The sequence below is a fragment of the Streptomyces sp. NPDC041124 genome (assembly GCF_055592385.1).
In genome coordinates this window covers 204818-221989 of record NZ_JBVIYR010000002.1, presented here as the reverse complement: position 1 = coordinate 221989, position 17172 = coordinate 204818, and the positions used below count along the sequence as shown (strand labels likewise).

The window sequence follows — 17172 nt, the reverse complement described above, 5'->3', positions numbered from 1 at the left end:
CCGGCACCTACCGTGGAGGCATGGACCCGAGCGCCCTCTCCCGCCTCGACCGGCGCATCGCCGGCTGTCGTGCCTGCCCGCGGCTGGTCGCCTGGCGTGAGGAGGTCGCCCGTACCAAACGGGCGGCGTTCGCGGACTGGACGTACTGGGGCAGGCCCGTGCCCGGGTTCGGGCCGCCGGACGCCCGGCTGCTGATCGTCGGCCTCGCCCCCGCGGCACACGGGGGGAACCGCACGGGCCGGATGTTCACCGGGGACCGTTCCGGGGACGTGCTGTACCGGGCGCTCCACGACGTGGGGCTCGCCTCCCGGCCGACGGCCACGCACGCCGACGACGGACTGGAGCTGTACGGGGTGCGCGTCACCTCGCCGGTGCACTGCGCCCCGCCCGCGAACAAGCCCACCCCCGAGGAGCGGGACGCGTGCCGCCCCTGGCTGGTGCGGGAACTGCACCTGCTGCGGCCGACGCTCCGGGCGGCGCTCGTCCTCGGCGCCTACGGCTGGCAGGCTGCGCTGCCCGCGTTCGCCGAGGCGGGCTGGACCGTGCCCCGGCCCCGGCCCGCCTTCGCGCACGGCGCCCGCACCACCCTGGACGCGGCCGACGGCCCCGGGCTGCACCTCTTCGGCTGCTTCCACGTCAGCCAGCGCAACACCTTCACCGGCCGGCTCACCCCTGAGATGCTCAGGGACGTCCTGCGCGCGGCGGCCGACGCGGCGGGACTGGGCACCGCGAAAAGGGGATGAACGGCCCCGGCCGGCACCGATAGCCTGCGCCGATGGGCAGATACCCGGAGACCGAACCGTACGACCACGGCATGCTCGACGTCGGTGATGGCAACCGCGTCTACTGGGAGACCAGCGGGAACCCGCACGGCAAGCCCGCGCTGGTGCTGCACGGCGGCCCGGGCTCCTCGGCCGGCCCCAACCTCAGGCGCTACTTCGACCCGGCCGCCTACCGCATCGTCCTGCTCGACCAGCGCGGCGCCGGGCGGTCGCTGCCCCCGGCGAGCGATCCCACCACCGACATGAGCGTGAACACGACCGCCCACCTCATGGCGGACCTGGAGCGGCTCCGTGCCCACCTGGGCATCGAGCGGTGGCTGGTGTGGGGCGTGTCGTGGGGCTCGGTCCTCGGACTGCGGTACGCGCAGACCCACCCCGGGGTCGTGTCCGAGCTCGTCCTGACGGGAGTGGCCACCGGTTCGAACGACGAAGTGGCCCTGCTGACCAGGGGACTCGGCTCGATCTTCCCCGAGGCCCACGCACGTTTCCTCGCCGGGCTGCCCGCCGGCGAGCGCGACGGCAACCTGGCCGCCGCGTACAACAGGCTGCTGGAGTCACCCGACCCGGAGGTCAGGGAGCGGGCCGCGCTGGCCTGGACCGACTGGGAGACGGCGACGATCCCCGCCCCGCCGGGCTCGGTCGAACGCTTCCGGGACCCGGTGTTCCGCCTGGGCTTCGCCCGTACCGTCACCCACTACTGGGGCAACGGCCACTTCCTCGACGAAGGCGAGGGACGGGACAACGACCAAGGCGTCGTCCTGCGCGACGCCCACCTGCTGAAGGGTATCCCCGGCACCCTCGTCCAGGGCAGCCTCGACCTCGGGAACCTCCTCGGCATCGTCTGGCGGCTCCACCACGCCTGGCCGGGCAGCGAGCTGGTGATCGTCGACGAGGGCGGCCACGATGCCGGCGCGACCGGGGACGACGCCCTGGTGGCGGCGACGGACCGCTACGCCCGCCGCCGCGACTGAGGTCTCACGGCCGCCACCGGTACCGCACGTCCGGATCCCGCTCCTCGTTGCCGGAGCCGTCCGTGCGCTCCACGGCCGTGAAACCGTGCCGTTCGTAGAAGCGGTGCGCGGGCGTGTTGACCTGGAACGTCCACAGGGACAAGCCGGTGGGGCTGCGTTCCTTGGCCAGGCGCACGAACCGGTCGCCGAGTCCGCGCCCGCGCCACCCGGGTTCCAGGTAGAGCTGATCCAGCTCCTCCCCCTCCAGCACCAGCACGCCGACGACGCCCTCGCCCGCCGCCTCCGCCACCCACGTCTCCCGCAGCGGCACCAGCACGTGCCGGAAGTAGTCCCGCACCTCGTCGTCGGAGCGGGGCCGGACCACGTCCGGCAGCGCGGCGGCGAAGGAGCGCAGCCAGACACCTGCCGCGGCCCCGGCGTCGGCGGCGCGCGCCCGGCGCAGGACCACAGGGGGCCCGCCGGCCGTCACGCGGCGGCCGGACCGGGGCCGGGGACGACCGCCGTCGCCGTGATCTCGACGAGCTGGCCGGTGTATCCGAGGCAGGCCACGCCGATCAGGGTCGACGAGTGGGGTCCCGCGCTCAGCCCGGACGCCTGGACGACGTCCCACACGGCGGTGAGCACGGCGGGCTCCGCGCTCACGACGTACACGTCCGTCGCGACGACGTGCTCCAGGTCGCTGCCCACCGCCCGCAGCTGTTCCCCGAGGTTGGTGAGGACCTGCCCGGCCTGCCGCACCGGGTCCCCCTCGCCGACCAGCTCGCCGTCCGCGTCCAGCGGGACCGACCCGGCGAGGAACGCCAGCCGGGTGCCCGCCTCGACGACGGAGACGTGGGAGTAGACGGGCGGCGGGAACAGGGAGGGCACGGTGACGCGCTGGATCACGACGGCTCCTGGCGGGGGCACGGGAACGGTGGACGGCCGATGCCGTCCACCGTTCCACCGCTCGGCCCGCCCCCGCATCCGAATTACTTTCCAGGGGCCCGCCCGCCGCCGTCGGCTACGGGTGCAGGATCACCTTGGTGTAGCCCTCGATACGCTTGTCGAACTTGTCGTAGGCCGACGGCGCCTCGTCCAGGGGCAGTTCGTGGGAGACCACGAAGCTGGGCTTCGCCCGCCCCTCGATGATCATGTCGCGCAGCTGCCGGTTGTAGCGCTTCACGTTGCACTGGCCCGTGCCCAGCTTCAGGCCCTTCTCGAAGAGCTTGCCGATCGCCACGAGGAGCATGCCCTGCTTGGACTGCTCGTCGGGGGCACCGGGGTCGGAGGGGACGTAGAGCCCGGGGATGCCGAGCATGCCGGTGGCCCGGACGGTGCGGACCAGCGAGTTCAGCACGGTCGCCGGCTCCTCCCGGTCCGTTTCCTTGCCGCCCGCCGATGCCTGGTAGCCGACGGCGTCGACGCCCTTGTCGGTGCCCATGCCCTCGGTCTGCGCGTGGATCTGCTCCACCGGGTCGCCCTCGGCGAAGTTGATGGGCACCGCGCCGATCTCCTCGGCCTTCTGCAGCCGTTCGGGGACCCGGTCCACGACGAACACCTTCTTCGCGCCGCGCAGCAGCGCCGAGTAGGCGGCCATCAGACCGACCGGGCCCGCGCCGTACACCGTGACGCTCTCGCCGGGCCGCACCTGGGCGAGTTCACAGCCGTGGTAGCCCGTGGGGAAGATGTCGGCGAGCAGGATGAAGTCCTTCTCGTGCTCCGTCCCCTCCGGCAGTTTCAGGCAGTTGAAGTCGGCGTAGGGGACGCGCAGGTACTCCGCCTGGCCGCCCTTCCACGGTCCCATGGCGACGTAGCCGTAGGCACCGCCGGGGAAGCCGGGGTTGACGGTCAGACAGTAACCGGTGAACCCCTCCACGCAGTTGGTGCAGAACCCGCAGGCGACGTTGAAGGGCATGACCACCCGGTCGCCCTCCTTGAGCGAGGTGACGCCCGGGCCGACCTCCGCGATCGTGCCCATGTTCTCGTGACCGAAGGTGATGCCGGGCTCGGCGGCGGTGCGGCCCTCGTACATGTGCAGATCGGAACCGCAGATCGCGGTGGAGGTGACCCGTACGATCACGTCGTTCGGATGCTGGATGGTGGGGTTGTCGACTTCTTCGACCGCAACCTCGAACGGTCCCTTGTACACGACGGCCTTCATGGTTCAGACCTCCACTCGGTGGCGTGCGTGTCCGGTGCCGCGCCTCCCCCGATGCTCCGCGTGACCTATTTCTCATGGTTGTCCGGTCTGTCCCGAGGGGCAAGCCGGTAATGTCGCCTTACATATCGTCCGACGACAACGGAAGGGGTCGACATGGCGGCACAGCGGCTGGGAACCCTGCTTGTCCCCGTGCCCGGGCTGTCCGGCACGACCTACCCGGTGGGCACGACCGTGACCGTCCGTGGTCGCGGCGCTACGGTCGACGGGTTCGTGAACGGCGACTGGCTGCCGCTGTCGTGGTGGGAGTTCTCCGACGGCCTCCGCGAGGACATCGCCGACCGCTGACCGGCAGCGGCCGCACCCACCCCGGACGGCCACCCTCACCCGTCAGTCGTCGCTCACCCGCACCCAGTCCAGCGTGCGTTCCACCGCCCGCTTCCAGTCCTGGTAGCCCTCCTGGCGCCGCTCCTCGTCCCACTGCGGCTCCCAGCGCTTCGACTCCTGCCAGTGCGTGCGCAGCTCGTCGGTGTCGGACCAGAAGCCCACCGCGAGCCCGGCGGCGTACGCGGCGCCGAGCGCGGTGGTCTCGGCGACCACGGGACGGCTGACCGGCACCCCCAGCACATCGGCCTGGATCTGCATGCACAGGTCGTTGGCGGTGACGCCGCCGTCGACCTTGAGCACGTCCAGGTGCACCCCGGAGTCCTTCTCCATCGCCTCGACCACGTCGCGGCTCTGGTAGCAGATGGCCTCCAGTGTGGCCCGCGCGATGTGACCGCCGGTGTTGTACCGGGACAGTCCGACGATGGCGCCACGGGCGTCGGAGCGCCAGTAGGGGGCGAACAGACCGGAGAACGCCGGTACGAAGTACATACCGCCGTTGTCCTCCACCGAACGCGCCAGCTGCTCACTGTCAGGGGCAGTGCCGATGATCTTGAGCTGGTCGCGCAGCCACTGCACGGCCGCACCGGTGACGGCGATGGAGCCCTCCAACGCGTAGACAGCGGGGCTGCCCGCGAACTGGTACGCCACCGTCGTCAGCAGTCCGCTGCGGGACCGCACCAGCTCCTCGCCGGTGTTCAGTACCAGGAAGTTGCCCGTGCCGTAGGTGTTCTTCGCCTCGCCGGGGGAGAAGCAGACCTGGCCGACGGTCGCCGCGTGCTGGTCGCCGAGGACGCCGGTGATGGGGACGGCGGCGCTCAGCGGCCGCGAGGTGCGGGCGGTGCCGTACGCCTCGGGGTCGGACGAGGGGTGGATGGCCGGGAGCATCGATCGGGGGATGCCGAAGATGCCGAGCAGTTCGTCGTCCCAGTCGAGGGTCTCGAGGTTCATCAGCATGGTGCGGCTGGCGTTGGTGACGTCCGTGGCGTGCACACCGCCGTTGGGTCCGCCGGTGAGGTTCCACAGCACCCAGGCGTCGGTGTTGCCGAACAGGGCGTGGCCCGCCTCGGCGGCCTCGCGCAGTCCGTCCACGTTCTCCAGCAGCCACTTGATCTTGCCGCCGGAGAAGTAGGTGGCCGGCGGCAGACCGGCCTTGTGGCGGATGACGTCGCCGTGCCCGTCGCGTTCGAGGGCGGAGGCGATGCGGTCGGTGCGGGTGTCCTGCCAGACGATGGCGTTGTAGTACGGGCGGCCGCTGCGGGGGTCCCAGACCACCGTCGTCTCGCGCTGGTTGGTGATGCCGATGGCCCGCAGGTCGCTCGCCGACAGATTGCCGTCCCGCAGGGCGTTCTGGATCACCGTGTTGGTGCGTTCCCAGATCTCCACCGGGTCGTGCTCCACCCAGCCGGAGCGCGGCAGGATCTGCTGGTGTTCGAGCTGGTGCCTGGCCACCTCGTTGCCGGAGTGGTCGAAGATCATGAAGCGGGTGCTGGTGGTTCCCTGGTCCACCGCGCCGACGAATTCTGGCATCGCTGCCACCTCTCCTGGTGTGACGACAGGGCCTGGGGATCTACGGTTCCTCGGTGGCGGGGCCTTCCTCCTGCTCGCCCGCCCTGGCGTTGATCACCGGCTTGATGATCAGGTCGTAGACGAGGACACCGGCGACCCCGCCGATGAGCGGGCCGACGATGGGGATCCACCAGTAGCCGCTGAACCACCCGAACGTTCCCGGCAGGGCGATGTCGCCCCATCCCTCGAAGTAGGTGAACAAACGGGGGCCGAAATCGCGCGCCGGATTGATGGCATATCCGGCATTGGTGCCGAACGTGAGCCCGATCGCGACGACCACCAGGCCGATGAGGAACGGGTGGAGATTCGACAGCGGTGCCACGTTGCGCATGTCGATGAGCGCGCAGATCAGCAGGAGGAGAATTCCCGTACCCACGATCTGGTCGAGCAGCGGACCCCACCAGGAATCACCGAAGTATTCCGCGGGGAAGGTGGCGAAGATGGAATAGGTCGCCAGTGACTCGTCCCGTGGGAGTTCCGCCTTGGTGTTGGCCGCGTCGATGGCCCACCGGTAGCAGGCGTAGACGAGCGCGGCGGCGACGAAGGCGCCCACGACCTGGGCCAGCCAGTACGGCAGGATCTTCCGCCAGGGGAAGTCCCTGCGCACGGCGAAGGCCAGCGTCACCGCGGGGTTGAGGTGGGCTCCGCTGATGCCGCCGGCGACGTAGACACCGAAGACGACGGCGAGGCCCCAGCCCCAGGCGATGATGAGCCAGTTGGCCGGCCCGAATTCCACGAACTGCCGTCCCGACCCGGGCAGGCCCACGACGGCTACCGCCACCGACCCGACGCCCAGGAGAATCAGGACGAATGTTCCCAGGAATTCGGCGAGCATGTCGCCGCCAATGCCTTCTTTGTATCCACGGCGACGTGGTGCTGCTGCAATACGTTCAGCCATCGGCTCTCCTCGGCAGGAATGGCTCGGGCCTTTCCTCCCCCTCACGGCAGCGTAGGTCGAACACGGTGATCGGGCGCGCGGAGCATCATATTTACTTCCAATAGCCCAATATCGCCCGTCAGCAGTGGCGGGCGAGGTCACCGGACCTCCGGGCGTGCGGGCGCGGGGCAGGACGCCCGGGTGGCCGGGGAGTTCCGTCGGTCGCTGTACGCCGCCGGCGCGGTGTCTGGACGGGGTGATCCGTGACGTCCGGCCCGCGAGGCTGGTTGGTCGCGTACGCGGTGACTGCGCGGGGTGTTCGGCGGCGAGCACGCACGGGAGGTGCCGGGCGTGGAGGAACGGCGGCGGCAGGGGGCGGTCGCGGAGGCACGGCACGCCTGCAGGCGAACCGCGGGCACCGGGCCCGGAGGTACGCCAGGCGGGCGCTCGCGACATGTGCGAAGGGCGTCACGCAGTGTCACCGATTGCTCCGCGCGGGCGAGAGCCCGCTCACACTTGGCGGTGAACAGGTGTCAACTACGTCTCAGTACCGTCACCGGGCGAGGCGTTCGCCCCATGGTTGGCGTTTAACTCTACGAGTACAGCGCAACATGGAGGTGGCAGGGTGAACGGGCGAACGGTGCTCGAACGCTTTCCCGCAGGTGGACCGCGCGGCTCATGGCCGGCGGAGGAGTTCGCGCACGCGCGGCGCCTTGAGGGACTGCCCGCCGAGGTTGTCATGGACCTCGCGACCGACATGTTCCTGGTGATCGTCCGCGGCGACGGCGGCGGAGATGCGATGGCCTGAACGCCACGAGCGGCCGCCCGTGCGGGGTGACGCGGTGTTACGCGATGACCGGGCGGGACCAGGTGGGCGTGGTGCCCGTGAGGCGGCAGACGGCCAGATACAGCGGTATCGGCGGGGTGTAGGGGAGCGTGCCGTCCGGGCGGTGGATCAGACCGGGCAGGCCGGGGGCCCCGGTGTCGGGCAGGACCGCGCCGGTCGCGTAGTGCGCGGGAGCGGGCCACTCCAGGGCGTAGTCCGAGTCGGACGGGACCAGCCACCACCAGCGCGCCTCGTCGGCGTAGACGCACCCGACCCGGGGCAGCCTGGGCAGCACCAGCGGCCCCAGCCGGGCGGGGACCGCCACGGCGTCGCAGCCCATCGGGGCCGTCATACCGTCCGGGACGGGCAGGCGCCGGGAGACGGCGCCGGGCCGGCGCACGCGCTGGAGGCGGACCAGCGAGTCCAGGCTCAGCAGCGTGCCGGTGCCGGGAGCGCCTGTCACGCAGCTCCTCCGTTCCGGGGGGACGTCGGCCGCAGCCGGGCTGTCTCGTCGGTGCCGGAATCGCCGGGGTCGCCATCGTGGTCCCGGTCGTGACCGTCGTCCGAGCCGCCGGCCGGGCCGGGCTTCGGGCGGGCGCCCCAGCCCAGGTCGTTGCGGGGCTCGGCCGGATCGCGCGGGGCGTCCGCCTTGCGGGGCAGATCCGCCCACACCAGCAGGCCGGGACCCTGCTCGTGGGCACCCCAGGACTGACACACGGCGTCGATGAGGAGCAGTCCCCTGCCGTGCTCGTCGTCCGGCTGCCGCCGGGTGTCCGCCCGCGGCCTGTCCGGAGCGCAGCCCTCGTCCCGCACGGCTATGCGCACCAGGTCGCCGCCGTCGTGCAGCTCGCAGACGACGTGGCTGCTCGCCGTGTGCACGATGGCGTTGGTGACGAGTTCGGAGACGACCAGTTCCGCCGTGTCGCACGTGTCCTCGCAGACCGACCAGCCCGTCAGCCGCGCCCTCGTCAGGCGTCTGGCCTGAGCCGGGGAACCCGGATGGGCGGCCAGCTCGAACCGGAACCGGCGCTCGGCAGCGGTCCCCGAAGGGGCGGGTGCCGAGGCGGCGCCGAGACCGACGGAACCTGCGGCGGCGTCTGTTCCTAAGGGCGCGGACGGAATCACGCTTGCCACTATCGCCCCGCCATGAACACTTGGCAAGTGCCACTCTGAAAAATGCAGAGTGCCGTGTGACGGTCTGGACGGCCGTGGCACACTGCTCGCAACAGCACCTCGCGCGGCGCCAGTTGGGATCGCCGAAGACGCGTTCGAACGCACATGCGGTTGAATGATTCTTCGAATGGATCTTCGAGTGGCGCCGCCGGGCTGTCAGCATGCGTTCGAGGGAGGTGGAGTGTGAGTGAACCCCGGTCCGCGCCGACGGTGGGCCAGGTCGTCCTCGGCCGGCGACTGCTGGACCTGCGGGAACGCGCGGGACTGAAGCGCGAGGACGCCGCCCGCGTCCTCCGGGTGGCCCCCGCCACCGTGCGCCGCATGGAGATGGCCGAGGTCGCGCTCAAGATCCCCTACCTCCAGCTTCTGCTCAAGGCCTACGGCGTCTGCGACGACGAGGCCGACGCCTTCGTGCAACTGGCCGAGGACGCGAACCGCCCCGGCTGGTGGCAGCGCTTCCACGACATCCTCCCCGGCTGGTTCTCGATGTACGTCAGCCTGGAGGGCGCCGCCTCCCTCATTCGCAGCTACGAACCCCATTTCGTCCCCGGAGTGCTCCAGACCGAGGACTACGCGCGCGGCGTGCTGCGCTCCGGTGCCATAGGGCAGACCCGGCCCGAGGACATCGAGCGCCACGTCGACCTGCGCATGCAACGGCAGGAACTGCTCACCCGTAAGGACGCGCCCCGGCTGTGGGTCGTGATGGACGAGACCGTGCTCCGCCGCCGGATCGGCGGCCCGGAGGTGATGCGTGCGCAGATCGACAAGTTGCTCGAGGCCACGAAGCTGCCCCATGTGACACTGCAGGTCGCGACCTTCGCCGGCGGGCCGCACCCCGGTACGTACGGGCCGTTCGTGCTGTTCCGATTCGCCATGCCCGAACTGCCGGACATGGTCTACAGCGAGTACCTGACCGGCGCGGTCTACCTGGACGCGCGTACCGAGGTGGCGACCCACCTCGAGGTCATGGACCGCATGGCGGCGCAGGCCGCTACGGCACATCGCACGAAGGAGATCCTCCGGGATCTCCGCAAGGAGCTGTAAATGGAACTCATGGAGTCCCGCACGTCCCCGCCCCAGCCGCTGCTGCGCACCGAGCGGATCTACAACGGCATGCCCGCGAGGGAACTGGGCAGCGAGGGCTGGCACAAGCCGTGGAGCGGCGGCAACGGAGGAAACTGCCTGGAGGCGATGAAGCTCGACGACGGCCGCATCGCCGTACGCCAGTCCACCGACCCCGACGGACCCGCGCTGATCTACACCTCCGCCGAGATGACGGCCTTCATCCAAGGAGCGAAGGCCGGAGAGGCGGACTTCCTGCTGTCCTGACCCCGTTTGCTCTCTTCCCCCTCTGATTCCGACTTGGCACCGACTTGATCACTAACAGTTGCAGAGACTTACGGAGTCCGTCATGACCGGGCAGCACCCCGTGGAGATCGACACCAGCAGGCCGCACCCCGCTCGCATGTACGACTGGTATCTCGGAGGCAAGGACAACTACCCCGTCGACGAGGCCATGGGCCGGCAGATGCTGGCCCTGGACCCCCGGGTGCCGGTGATGGCCCGCGTGAACCGCGCGTTCATGCAGCGGGCCACGCGCTGGCTGGCCGGGCGGGGGGTACGGCAGTTCCTCGACATCGGCACCGGCATCCCCACCGAGCCCAACCTGCACCAGGTGGCCCAGGCGGTCGTCCCCGGCGCCCGCGTCGTCTACTGCGACAACGACCCCATCGTCCTGGCCCACGCGGCGGCGCTGCTGCGGGGCACGGACGAGGGGGCGACGCACTACCTCCAGGCGGACGCCCGTGACCCGGACGCCATCCTGGAGGGCGCGCGGAAGGTCCTCGACTTCGACGAGCCGATCGCGCTGTCCCTCGTCGCGCTGCTCCACTTCGTCCCCGACGAGGACGGCGCGCACGACCTCGTCCGCCGGCTGCTGGCCCCGCTTCCCCCGGGAAGCCACCTGGTCCTCACCCACGCCACGGCCGACTTCACGCCGGAGGAGTCGGCAGCGGCCACGGCGAAGCTGAAGGCCGCGGGAGTGACGCTGGCCCTGCGCTCGCGTGAGGAGTTCAGCCGCTTCTTCGACGGCCTCGACCTCGTCCCGCCGGGGATCGCCATCCCCCATGAGTGGCACCCGGAGCTGGGCGACCCCGTCCCGGGGCAGTCGGACGGCGTCATCCCGGGCTACGGAGCGGTGGCGCGCAAGCCGTGACGCCACAGGCGCCGTGACGGGAGCGACGGGGGAGGGGCGCGACGGCACCTGCCGGCCGGGGGGTCTCACCCGCCCCCGGCCCGTCCGGCGGCCCCTGCGCCGGCGCCTGTCACGCTGTCATCGGACGGTCGTACGGGCCGATCGGCGCCGGCAGCCGCGAACCCCTCCCGGTCAGGTAGCCGTCCACCGCCGCCGCCACGGCCCGCCCCTCCGCGATCGCCCACACGATCAACGACTGCCCCCGAGCCGCGTCCCCCGCCGCGAACACCCCCGGCACGGCCGTGCCGAAATCCGCGCCCCGGGAGATCGTGCCCCGCGGCTCCAGCGCCAGCCCCAGCCCCGCGATCAGCCCGTCCCCGCGATCCGGCCCGGAGAACCCCAGCGCCAGCAGCACGAAGTCCGCCCGCATCGACCGCTCCGTCCCCGCCACGGCCCGCCGGCCGGAGTCGACCTCCACCACCTCCAGCGAAGACACCCGCCCCTCCCCGTCCCCGACGAACCGCACCGTCGACGCCGCGAACACCCGGCCATGCTCCTCGGCCTTCACCCCCGGCGCCCTCCGCAACGCCCCCGCCTCCTCGTGCGACGCGGACACCCGGTACACCTTCGGATACGTGGGCCACGGCTCCGCCTCCTCGTCCCGCGCCGCCCCGGGCCGCGCGTAGATGTCGAGCTGCGTCACCGACGCCGCCCCCTCCCGCACCGCCGTCCCCACACAGTCCGACCCCGTGTCACCACCCCCCACGACGACGACGTGCCGGTCCGCCGCGGACAACGGCGACGACTCCAGGTCCCCCTCGCACACCCGATTGGCCAGCGGCAGGTACTCCATCGCCTGGTGAATCCCCGCCAGTTCCCGCCCCGGCACGGGAAGTTCGCGCCACGCGGTCGCCCCCGTGGCCACCACCACCGCGTCGTACCGCGCCCGCAACTGCGCCGCGTCCACGTCCCGCCCGACCGCTGTGGACGTACGGAACTTCGTCCCCTCCGCCCGCATCTGCGCGAGACGCCGCTCCAGATGCCGCTTCTCCATCTTGAAGGAGGGGATGCCGTACCGCATCAGCCCGCCCAGCCGGTCGTCCCGCTCGTACACCGCCACCGTGTGCCCGGCCCGGGTCAGCTGCTGGGCCGCCGCCAGCCCGGTGGGGCCCGAACCGATGACCGCGACCGTCCGGCCCGAGAGCCGGTCCGGCGGGGCCGGCGGCGCGAAACCCTCCTCCCACGCCCGGTCGGCGACCGCACACTCGACGTTCTTGATGGTGACCGCCGGCTGATTGATGGCGAGCACACAACCCGTCTCGCACGGCGCCGGACACAACCGACCGGTGAACTCGGGGAAGTTGTTGGTGGCGTGCAGCCGCTCCGCCGCCGCCCGCCAGTCCTCCCGCGACACCAGCTCGTTCCACTCCGGGATGAGATTGCCCAGCGGACAGGCGTCGTGACAGAACGGGACCCCGCAGTCCATGCACCGGTCGGCCTGCGCGCCGATGATCGGCAGCAGCGCACCGGGGACGCACACCTCGTCCCAGTCGCGGACCCGCTCCGCCACCGGCCGGCGCGGCCACTCCTCACGGGGCGTGGTCAAAAAACCCTTGGGATCGGCCATGGCCGTGTTCCTCTGCGTGCGCGGGTGACAGGCCGTGCGTCGCCGGGCGGCGCTCTCCCGGCCACGATACGTCCGACGGCAGCGCCACGCAGCGACCCCCTCACCCGGTGAGGGCCAGCACGTACGCCAGCGCCGCCCCCGCCGAGGCGACCGTGCGCACGTGGTTCCACCTCGTCCAGTCGCGTACGTGGCCCGGCCAGTACGCGGCCGCCTCCGGGCTCCCCGGTTCCAGCCGGGCCAGCGCGTCGTTGCGCGGCACGTTCGCGGCCGCGGTCACGCCGAACGACCCCACCAGGAACAGCGCACCGCCCACCAGCAGCTCGACCGCCCCCTCCCGCGGCCACAGCACGAACGTCACCACCGTGAGCACGGCGCACAGCAGCGTCGAGCCCAGGAACACCAGCATGAAGGGCGGCCGCACCGCCGCCGCGTTCACCGCCCGCATCGCCGCCGCACCCTGCGCGGGCGGCAGCGCCGCGAGCCCTCTCATCACGAACGTCGAGAAGGCACAGAAGACCCCCGCCGTCAGCCCCGTCCCGAGCACACCCAGCATCGTCAGCACGTCGTACGGCCCGTCGATCATGTCCTCACCCCGCTCCCCGGCCGGCACCCGTCCCGTCCGGCCCGTCACCACCAGTGAAGGCGACCCGCGCCCCACCCCGCCATGGCCGAGCCGCGCCGGCACATGCGCGAGCGTCCAGCCCCCGGACCCCCGACCGGGCCCGCGCCGCGTTCCGTGCCCCGGGCAGGCGCATCATGGCCGTGTGCGACTCGAACCGATCACCTGGGAGCGGCTCGGCGACCTCCTCGCCGACCGGCTGCTGGAACTGAGGACGGCCGACGGCGGACCCTGGCCCCGGATCGCCCTCGACGGCGCCCCGGCCGCCCGCCCGGGCGACCTCGCCGCACGGATCGCCGACGCGCTGCGGATACGCGGCCGTCCCTCCCTGACCGTGGGCACCGAAGGCTTCCTGCGCCCCGCCTCCGTCCGGCTCGAATACGGACACCAGGACACGGAGTCGTACTACAACGGCTGGTACGACACCGGGGCCCTGTGGCGCGAGGTGTTCGGCCCCCTCGAACCGGGCGGCAGCGGACGGGTCCTGCCCGACCTGTGGGACCCCCGCACCGACCGGGCCACCCGCAGCCCCTACGTCCCGCTCCCGCCCGGCGGTGTGCTGCTGCTGCACGGGCCCCTCCTCCTGCGCCACTGGTTCCCCTTCGACCTGAGCGTCCACGTCCTCCTCTCCCCGGGCGCCCTGCGCCGCCGCACCCCCGACGCGGACCACTGGACCCTCCCCGCGTTCGCCCGCTACGAGCAGGAGACCGACCCGGCCGGCACGGCCGACGTCCTGGTGCGGGCCGACGACCCCCGTCATCCCGCCTGGCGCGGCTGACACCGGTGGGGGAGACCGCCGGCCACCCCGCCCGCGCCGTGCCCGGGGCGCACCGCTCCCCGGGTGCCGTCCACGGGCGACGCGACGAGAATGAAAGGCGCCGGGACTCGCGGTGCGACCGGCGCCGCGCCGGCCGTCCGGCACCGGGAGGTACTCCATGACCACAGCCGGAGACATCATGCACCGTGGCGCCCAGTGGATCCCCGCTCACGAAACCCTCGACCGCGCAGCCCAGTTGATGCGTGAACTCAACGTCGGCGCCCTGCCCATCAGCGACGAGAACGAGCGGCTCTGCGGCATCCTCACCGACCGCGACATCGTCGTCGGCTGCGTCGCCATGGGCCACGATCCCGCCCAGGTCACCGCCGGCGAGATGGCCAAGGGCACCCCGCGCTGGATCGCCGCGGACGCCGACATCGACGATGTCCTGCAGGAGATGCAGACCCACCAGATCCGCCGGCTCCCCGTCATCGACGACAAACGCCTCGTCGGCATGATCAGCGAAGCGGACCTCGCCCGCCACCTGACGGAGGATCAGATGGCCACCTGGACCGGCACCGTCTACGCCCGGTCCGCCAAGAGCTGACCCGCTCACCGGTGTCGTCGCGGTAAGCCGGCTCACCCGCTGACTGTCGGTGCGATCGGCATGTGGCCCCCCTTCCGTGACTCGCCCGTGCCGTCCCCTTCTCGCTGCGCGCACCGCCAGTCTGCCCGTCCCGGACGAAACGCGTGCGGGCCTGTGGACAACGGCCGGTTCGCCGCGTTCCCGCCTGTGGACAACGGCCCGTCCGCCGCGTCCCCCCGCGGGCAACGGCAGTTCCCGCTGGAGACGACGGCCGCCCGTCAGGCGGGCGCGGGCGGACGGCCCCCGGTGCGCCCCACCGCCTGCGCGCCCGCCCCGCAGCCCTCCCTCGCCGCCTGTACCGGCTCCGCGCCCGCGAGCAGGGCCGCGAGGAACGCGCCGGTGAAGGCGTCCCCGGCGCCGGTGGTGTCCAGGGCCGTCACCGGTACGGCCGGGACCCGGGCGTACACCTCACCGGACCGGGCGAGCAGCGCCCCCCGCGCTCCCTGCTTGGCCACCACCAGCGGCACATGGCGGCTCAGCCGCGCCGCCGCGTCCACCGGATCCGGCACCCCCGTCAGCAGACACGCCTCGTCACGACTGGGCAGCAGCACGTCCACCCCCGCGACCAGCGCCAGGAACCGGCCGGCACCCAGCGTGCCGAGGAAGCCGGCCGACGCCGGATCCAGGCTCACCGGCACCCCCCGCGCCCGCGCCGCCTTCGACGCCACCTCGACGAACGCCCGGCCCGAGTCGGAGAACAGCAGATAACCCGACAGGTGCAGCCGTGACACCCCGTCCAGCAACGAGTCCGACCAGTCACCCGGATCCAGCCGCAGCGACGCCCCGCTGTCGGTGAGGAAGGTCCGCTCGGCCGCCGCACCCTCGTCCACCAGGCAGATCACCGTCCCGGTCGGCGCCGACTCGTCCACCACCAGCAGCGGACGGACCCCACAGGCGGTCAGCTCCCTCTCGTGCCAGGCCGCCGCGTCCGCGCCCACCCGCCCCAGCAACCGCACCTCCGCGCCGGCCCGGCGCGCCGCCCAGCAGGCCACATTGGCGCCCGCACCCCCCGGTACCGTACGGATCGCCGCCGCCGTGTCCGTCCCCGGCGCGAGCGGCCCCCGGTGCCGGGCCACCACATCGGTGATCACATCACCGGCGACCAGCAGCGCCCCACCCCGCACCGCGCCCCTCACCCCGCCGTTACTCCCCGGCGGCCCAGGCCGTCGCGACCCGCGCCGCCAGCCGCACATTGCCGCGCACCGCCGCCAGATTCGCCGCGAGGGAGGCACCGCCGGTGCCGCGGACCAGATGGCCGAGCAGGAACGGGGTGACAGCCTGGCCCGTGATCCCCTCCGCCTCGCACGCGCGCAGCGCCTCGTCGAGCACCCGCGCGTGCACCCCGGGATCCAGCTGCTCTTCCTCGGGAACCGGATTGGCCACGATCAGCGCCGACGCCGGCCCGCCGAGCGCGTCCTGCGCACGCATCGCCCGCGCCACCTCCCCCGGCGAGTCAAGCCGCCAGTCCACGGGATGCCCCGAGTCGGACAGGTAGAAGCCGGGAAAGCGGTCCGTGCCGTACCCGGCGACCGCCACTCCCAGGGTCTCCAACCGCTGCAACGTCGCGGGTACGTCCAGGATCGACTTCACCCCCGCGCACACCACGGTGGTCCGGGTACGCGCCAGCAGCCCCAGGTCGGCCGACTCGTCCTGCGTCACCGTCCACTCCCGGTGCACCCCGCCGAGCCCCCCGGTGGCGAACACCCGAATGCCCGCCAGCTCCGCCAGCAGCGCCGTGGCCGACACCGTGGTCGCCCCGCTCGCCCCGGCCGCCACCGCCAGCGGCAGATCACGGTGGCCCAGCTTGCGGATGCCGTCCTCGTTCGCCACCCGCTCCAACTGCTCCTTGTCCAGACCCACCAGGGGACGCCCGTCCAGCACGGCGATCGTCGCCGGGACCGCGCCCTCCTCCCGTACCGCGGCCTCCAGCTCCAGCGCCACCCGGAGATTGCGCGGCCGGGGCAGCCCGTGCGCGATGATCGTCGACTCCAGCGCCACCACCGGCCGGCCCGCGACGACCGCCTCCCGTACCTCTCCGGACACCATCAGCACCACGCGCCTGCCTCCTGTCTGCCGCCTCCCTCTCATCTCTGGCGAGCCACGCCCGGCAACAAACCCCTTGCGTGTCGCGGCACGGGTCGCGGAGGCTGGCAGCCATGACGGACCACACGACTCGACTCGACCACATCGTGCTGTGGGTGCGTGATCCCATCGCCGCCGCCGGCTTCTACGAGAAGGCCGTGGGGCTGGAGCCCGTCAGGCTCCCCGACTACTCCGCGGGTGAGGCCCCCTTCCCCTCGGTGCGGGTCAACGAGGAGACCATCCTCGACCTCATGCCGCTGACCATGGCCGCACGCATGACGATGCTCCCGGGCGCCGCCGAGAGCTCCGGCCACCCCGTCAACCACGTCTGCCTGTCCCTGCCGGCCGACGCCTTCGACGCCCTCCGCAGCCGTCTGCTGGAGCAGTCCGTACCGGTGACGGACCTCTCCCACGACTCCTTCGGGGCGCGGGGCCTCGCACGGCGCAGCTTCTACTTCCGCGACCCGGACGGAAACGTCTTCGAGGCACGGCACTACGACTGACCGGCCGCGAGGCCCCACGATGCCG

General features: G+C 72.2%; 21 protein-coding genes. 10 read left to right on the top strand and 11 right to left on the bottom strand.

Features of this window, described 5'->3' with window-relative positions:
• Positions 1-20 precede the first annotated feature (20 nt).
• Both ACZ6A9_RS05415 and pip read left to right on the top strand, forming a co-directional pair.
• Positions 21-743, top strand: coding sequence for a uracil-DNA glycosylase (locus tag ACZ6A9_RS05415; protein WP_468978791.1), 723 nt, complete (start codon positions 21-23; stop codon positions 741-743).
• A gap of 32 nt (positions 744-775) precedes the next feature.
• Entirely contained in the window at positions 776-1753 is a 978-nt protein-coding gene (gene pip / locus ACZ6A9_RS05410) for a prolyl aminopeptidase (protein WP_468978788.1), read from the top strand.
• 4 nt (positions 1754-1757) lie between these two features.
• Here the strand turns inward: pip and ACZ6A9_RS05405 are convergent, their stop codons facing one another.
• The 3 genes from ACZ6A9_RS05405 to ACZ6A9_RS05395 all read right to left on the bottom strand — a co-directional run bounded on the left by ACZ6A9_RS05405 (position 1758) and on the right by ACZ6A9_RS05395 (position 3893).
• Positions 1758-2222 (bottom strand): GNAT family N-acetyltransferase, encoded by a 465-nt coding sequence (locus tag ACZ6A9_RS05405; RefSeq protein WP_468978785.1) that lies wholly within the window; start codon positions 2220-2222, stop codon positions 1758-1760.
• Positions 2219-2638, bottom strand: coding sequence for a RidA family protein (locus ACZ6A9_RS05400; RefSeq protein ID WP_468978780.1), 420 nt, complete (start codon positions 2636-2638; stop codon positions 2219-2221). Before ACZ6A9_RS05400 ends, ACZ6A9_RS05405 begins: the two co-directional genes overlap by 4 nt.
• Before the next feature lie 115 nt (positions 2639-2753).
• The gene (locus ACZ6A9_RS05395; RefSeq protein ID WP_468978777.1) at positions 2754-3893 is read right to left on the bottom strand and encodes a glutathione-independent formaldehyde dehydrogenase; all 1140 of its coding nucleotides are present in this window, start codon (positions 3891-3893) and stop codon (positions 2754-2756) included.
• Positions 3894-4046: 153 nt separating this feature from the next.
• Between ACZ6A9_RS05395 and ACZ6A9_RS05390 the strand changes: the two genes are divergently transcribed.
• Positions 4047-4238 carry a hypothetical protein gene (locus tag ACZ6A9_RS05390; RefSeq protein ID WP_189555277.1) on the top strand — a complete coding sequence of 64 codons (192 nt, stop codon included), beginning with the start codon at positions 4047-4049 and terminating at the stop codon, positions 4236-4238.
• A gap of 42 nt (positions 4239-4280) precedes the next feature.
• On the opposite strand, the gene glpK is transcribed toward ACZ6A9_RS05390, so the two are convergent.
• Positions 4281-5804 (bottom strand): glycerol kinase GlpK, encoded by a 1524-nt coding sequence (gene glpK / locus ACZ6A9_RS05385; RefSeq protein WP_468978772.1) that lies wholly within the window; start codon positions 5802-5804, stop codon positions 4281-4283.
• A 40-nt stretch (positions 5805-5844) separates the two neighbouring features.
• Positions 5845-6678 (bottom strand): MIP/aquaporin family protein, encoded by an 834-nt coding sequence (locus tag ACZ6A9_RS05380; RefSeq protein ID WP_468978768.1) that lies wholly within the window; start codon positions 6676-6678, stop codon positions 5845-5847.
• Positions 6679-7345: 667 nt separating this feature from the next.
• Here ACZ6A9_RS05380 and ACZ6A9_RS05375 point away from each other — a divergent pair.
• Positions 7346-7528: a hypothetical protein gene (locus ACZ6A9_RS05375; protein WP_468978762.1), complete on the top strand. Its 183-nt coding sequence runs from the start codon at positions 7346-7348 to the stop codon at positions 7526-7528.
• Between the two features lie 37 nt (positions 7529-7565).
• On the opposite strand, the gene ACZ6A9_RS05370 is transcribed toward ACZ6A9_RS05375, so the two are convergent.
• Both ACZ6A9_RS05370 and ACZ6A9_RS05365 read right to left on the bottom strand, forming a co-directional pair.
• Complete coding sequence (locus ACZ6A9_RS05370) at positions 7566-8009, bottom strand: hypothetical protein (RefSeq protein ID WP_468978759.1); 444 nt, start codon at positions 8007-8009, stop codon at positions 7566-7568.
• A complete protein-coding gene (locus ACZ6A9_RS05365) occupies positions 8006-8680 on the bottom strand; it encodes an ATP-binding protein (protein ID WP_468978756.1) in 675 nt (224 codons plus the stop codon). The genes ACZ6A9_RS05370 and ACZ6A9_RS05365 overlap by 4 nt, the downstream gene beginning before the upstream one ends.
• 222 nt (positions 8681-8902) lie before the next feature.
• Between ACZ6A9_RS05365 and ACZ6A9_RS05360 the strand changes: the two genes are divergently transcribed.
• The 3 genes from ACZ6A9_RS05360 to ACZ6A9_RS05350 all read left to right on the top strand — a co-directional run bounded on the left by ACZ6A9_RS05360 (position 8903) and on the right by ACZ6A9_RS05350 (position 10934).
• The gene (locus tag ACZ6A9_RS05360; RefSeq protein ID WP_468978751.1) at positions 8903-9763 is read left to right on the top strand and encodes a helix-turn-helix domain-containing protein; all 861 of its coding nucleotides are present in this window, start codon (positions 8903-8905) and stop codon (positions 9761-9763) included.
• A 9-nt stretch (positions 9764-9772) separates the two neighbouring features.
• Entirely contained in the window at positions 9773-10048 is a 276-nt protein-coding gene (locus ACZ6A9_RS05355; RefSeq protein ID WP_468980632.1) for a DUF397 domain-containing protein, read from the top strand.
• 82 nt (positions 10049-10130) lie between these two features.
• Positions 10131-10934: an SAM-dependent methyltransferase gene (locus tag ACZ6A9_RS05350; protein WP_468978748.1), complete on the top strand. Its 804-nt coding sequence runs from the start codon at positions 10131-10133 to the stop codon at positions 10932-10934.
• Positions 10935-11043: 109 nt separating this feature from the next.
• Here the strand turns inward: ACZ6A9_RS05350 and ACZ6A9_RS05345 are convergent, their stop codons facing one another.
• Positions 11044-12540, bottom strand: a complete 1497-nt coding sequence (locus ACZ6A9_RS05345; RefSeq protein WP_468978745.1) for a glutamate synthase subunit beta — start codon at positions 12538-12540, stop codon at positions 11044-11046.
• A 100-nt stretch (positions 12541-12640) separates the two neighbouring features.
• A complete protein-coding gene (locus ACZ6A9_RS05340; RefSeq protein WP_468978740.1) occupies positions 12641-13123 on the bottom strand; it encodes an anthrone oxygenase family protein in 483 nt (160 codons plus the stop codon).
• Positions 13124-13304: 181 nt separating this feature from the next.
• Here ACZ6A9_RS05340 and ACZ6A9_RS05335 point away from each other — a divergent pair, with 181 nt between their 5' ends.
• On the top strand, positions 13305-13937 hold the full coding sequence (locus ACZ6A9_RS05335) for a nucleoside/nucleotide kinase family protein (protein WP_468978737.1): 633 nt from the start codon (positions 13305-13307) through the stop codon (positions 13935-13937).
• Between the two features lie 157 nt (positions 13938-14094).
• Positions 14095-14523 (top strand): CBS domain-containing protein, encoded by a 429-nt coding sequence (locus tag ACZ6A9_RS05330; protein WP_468978734.1) that lies wholly within the window; start codon positions 14095-14097, stop codon positions 14521-14523.
• A gap of 257 nt (positions 14524-14780) precedes the next feature.
• On the opposite strand, the gene ACZ6A9_RS05325 is transcribed toward ACZ6A9_RS05330, so the two are convergent.
• Both ACZ6A9_RS05325 and ACZ6A9_RS05320 read right to left on the bottom strand, forming a co-directional pair.
• Positions 14781-15755, bottom strand: a complete 975-nt coding sequence (locus ACZ6A9_RS05325) for a carbohydrate kinase family protein (protein WP_468978730.1) — start codon at positions 15753-15755, stop codon at positions 14781-14783.
• The gene (locus ACZ6A9_RS05320; protein ID WP_468980628.1) at positions 15706-16614 is read right to left on the bottom strand and encodes a pseudouridine-5'-phosphate glycosidase; all 909 of its coding nucleotides are present in this window, start codon (positions 16612-16614) and stop codon (positions 15706-15708) included. The genes ACZ6A9_RS05325 and ACZ6A9_RS05320 overlap by 50 nt, the downstream gene beginning before the upstream one ends.
• A 104-nt stretch (positions 16615-16718) precedes the next feature.
• Between ACZ6A9_RS05320 and ACZ6A9_RS05315 the strand changes: the two genes are divergently transcribed.
• Positions 16719-17147 (top strand): VOC family protein, encoded by a 429-nt coding sequence (locus ACZ6A9_RS05315; protein WP_468978727.1) that lies wholly within the window; start codon positions 16719-16721, stop codon positions 17145-17147.
• Positions 17148-17172: the final 25 nt, after the last annotated feature.

Excerpts from the sequence above, each read along its gene's own strand:
- ACZ6A9_RS05345 (WP_468978745.1), bottom strand. The coding sequence starts at position 12,540 with ATGGCCGATCCCAAGGGTTTTTTGACCACGCCCCGTGAGGAGTGGCCG.
- glpK (WP_468978772.1), bottom strand. The coding sequence starts at position 5,804 with ATGCCAGAATTCGTCGGCGCGGTGGACCAGGGAACCACCAGCACCCGC.
- ACZ6A9_RS05380 (WP_468978768.1), bottom strand. The coding sequence starts at position 6,678 with ATGCTCGCCGAATTCCTGGGAACATTCGTCCTGATTCTCCTGGGCGTC.
- ACZ6A9_RS05350 (WP_468978748.1), top strand. The coding sequence starts at position 10,131 with ATGACCGGGCAGCACCCCGTGGAGATCGACACCAGCAGGCCGCACCCC.
- ACZ6A9_RS05315 (WP_468978727.1), top strand. The coding sequence starts at position 16,719 with ATGACGGACCACACGACTCGACTCGACCACATCGTGCTGTGGGTGCGT.
- ACZ6A9_RS05340 (WP_468978740.1), bottom strand. The coding sequence starts at position 13,123 with ATGATCGACGGGCCGTACGACGTGCTGACGATGCTGGGTGTGCTCGGG.
- ACZ6A9_RS05355 (WP_468980632.1), top strand. The coding sequence starts at position 9,773 with ATGGAGTCCCGCACGTCCCCGCCCCAGCCGCTGCTGCGCACCGAGCGG.
- pip (WP_468978788.1), top strand. The coding sequence starts at position 776 with ATGGGCAGATACCCGGAGACCGAACCGTACGACCACGGCATGCTCGAC.
- ACZ6A9_RS05325 (WP_468978730.1), bottom strand. The coding sequence starts at position 15,755 with ATGTGCGGCTGGCGGCGCGGGTCGCGACGGCCTGGGCCGCCGGGGAGT.
- ACZ6A9_RS05415 (WP_468978791.1), top strand. The coding sequence starts at position 21 with ATGGACCCGAGCGCCCTCTCCCGCCTCGACCGGCGCATCGCCGGCTGT.
- ACZ6A9_RS05395 (WP_468978777.1), bottom strand. The coding sequence starts at position 3,893 with ATGAAGGCCGTCGTGTACAAGGGACCGTTCGAGGTTGCGGTCGAAGAA.
- ACZ6A9_RS05390 (WP_189555277.1), top strand. The coding sequence starts at position 4,047 with ATGGCGGCACAGCGGCTGGGAACCCTGCTTGTCCCCGTGCCCGGGCTG.
- ACZ6A9_RS05330 (WP_468978734.1), top strand. The coding sequence starts at position 14,095 with ATGACCACAGCCGGAGACATCATGCACCGTGGCGCCCAGTGGATCCCC.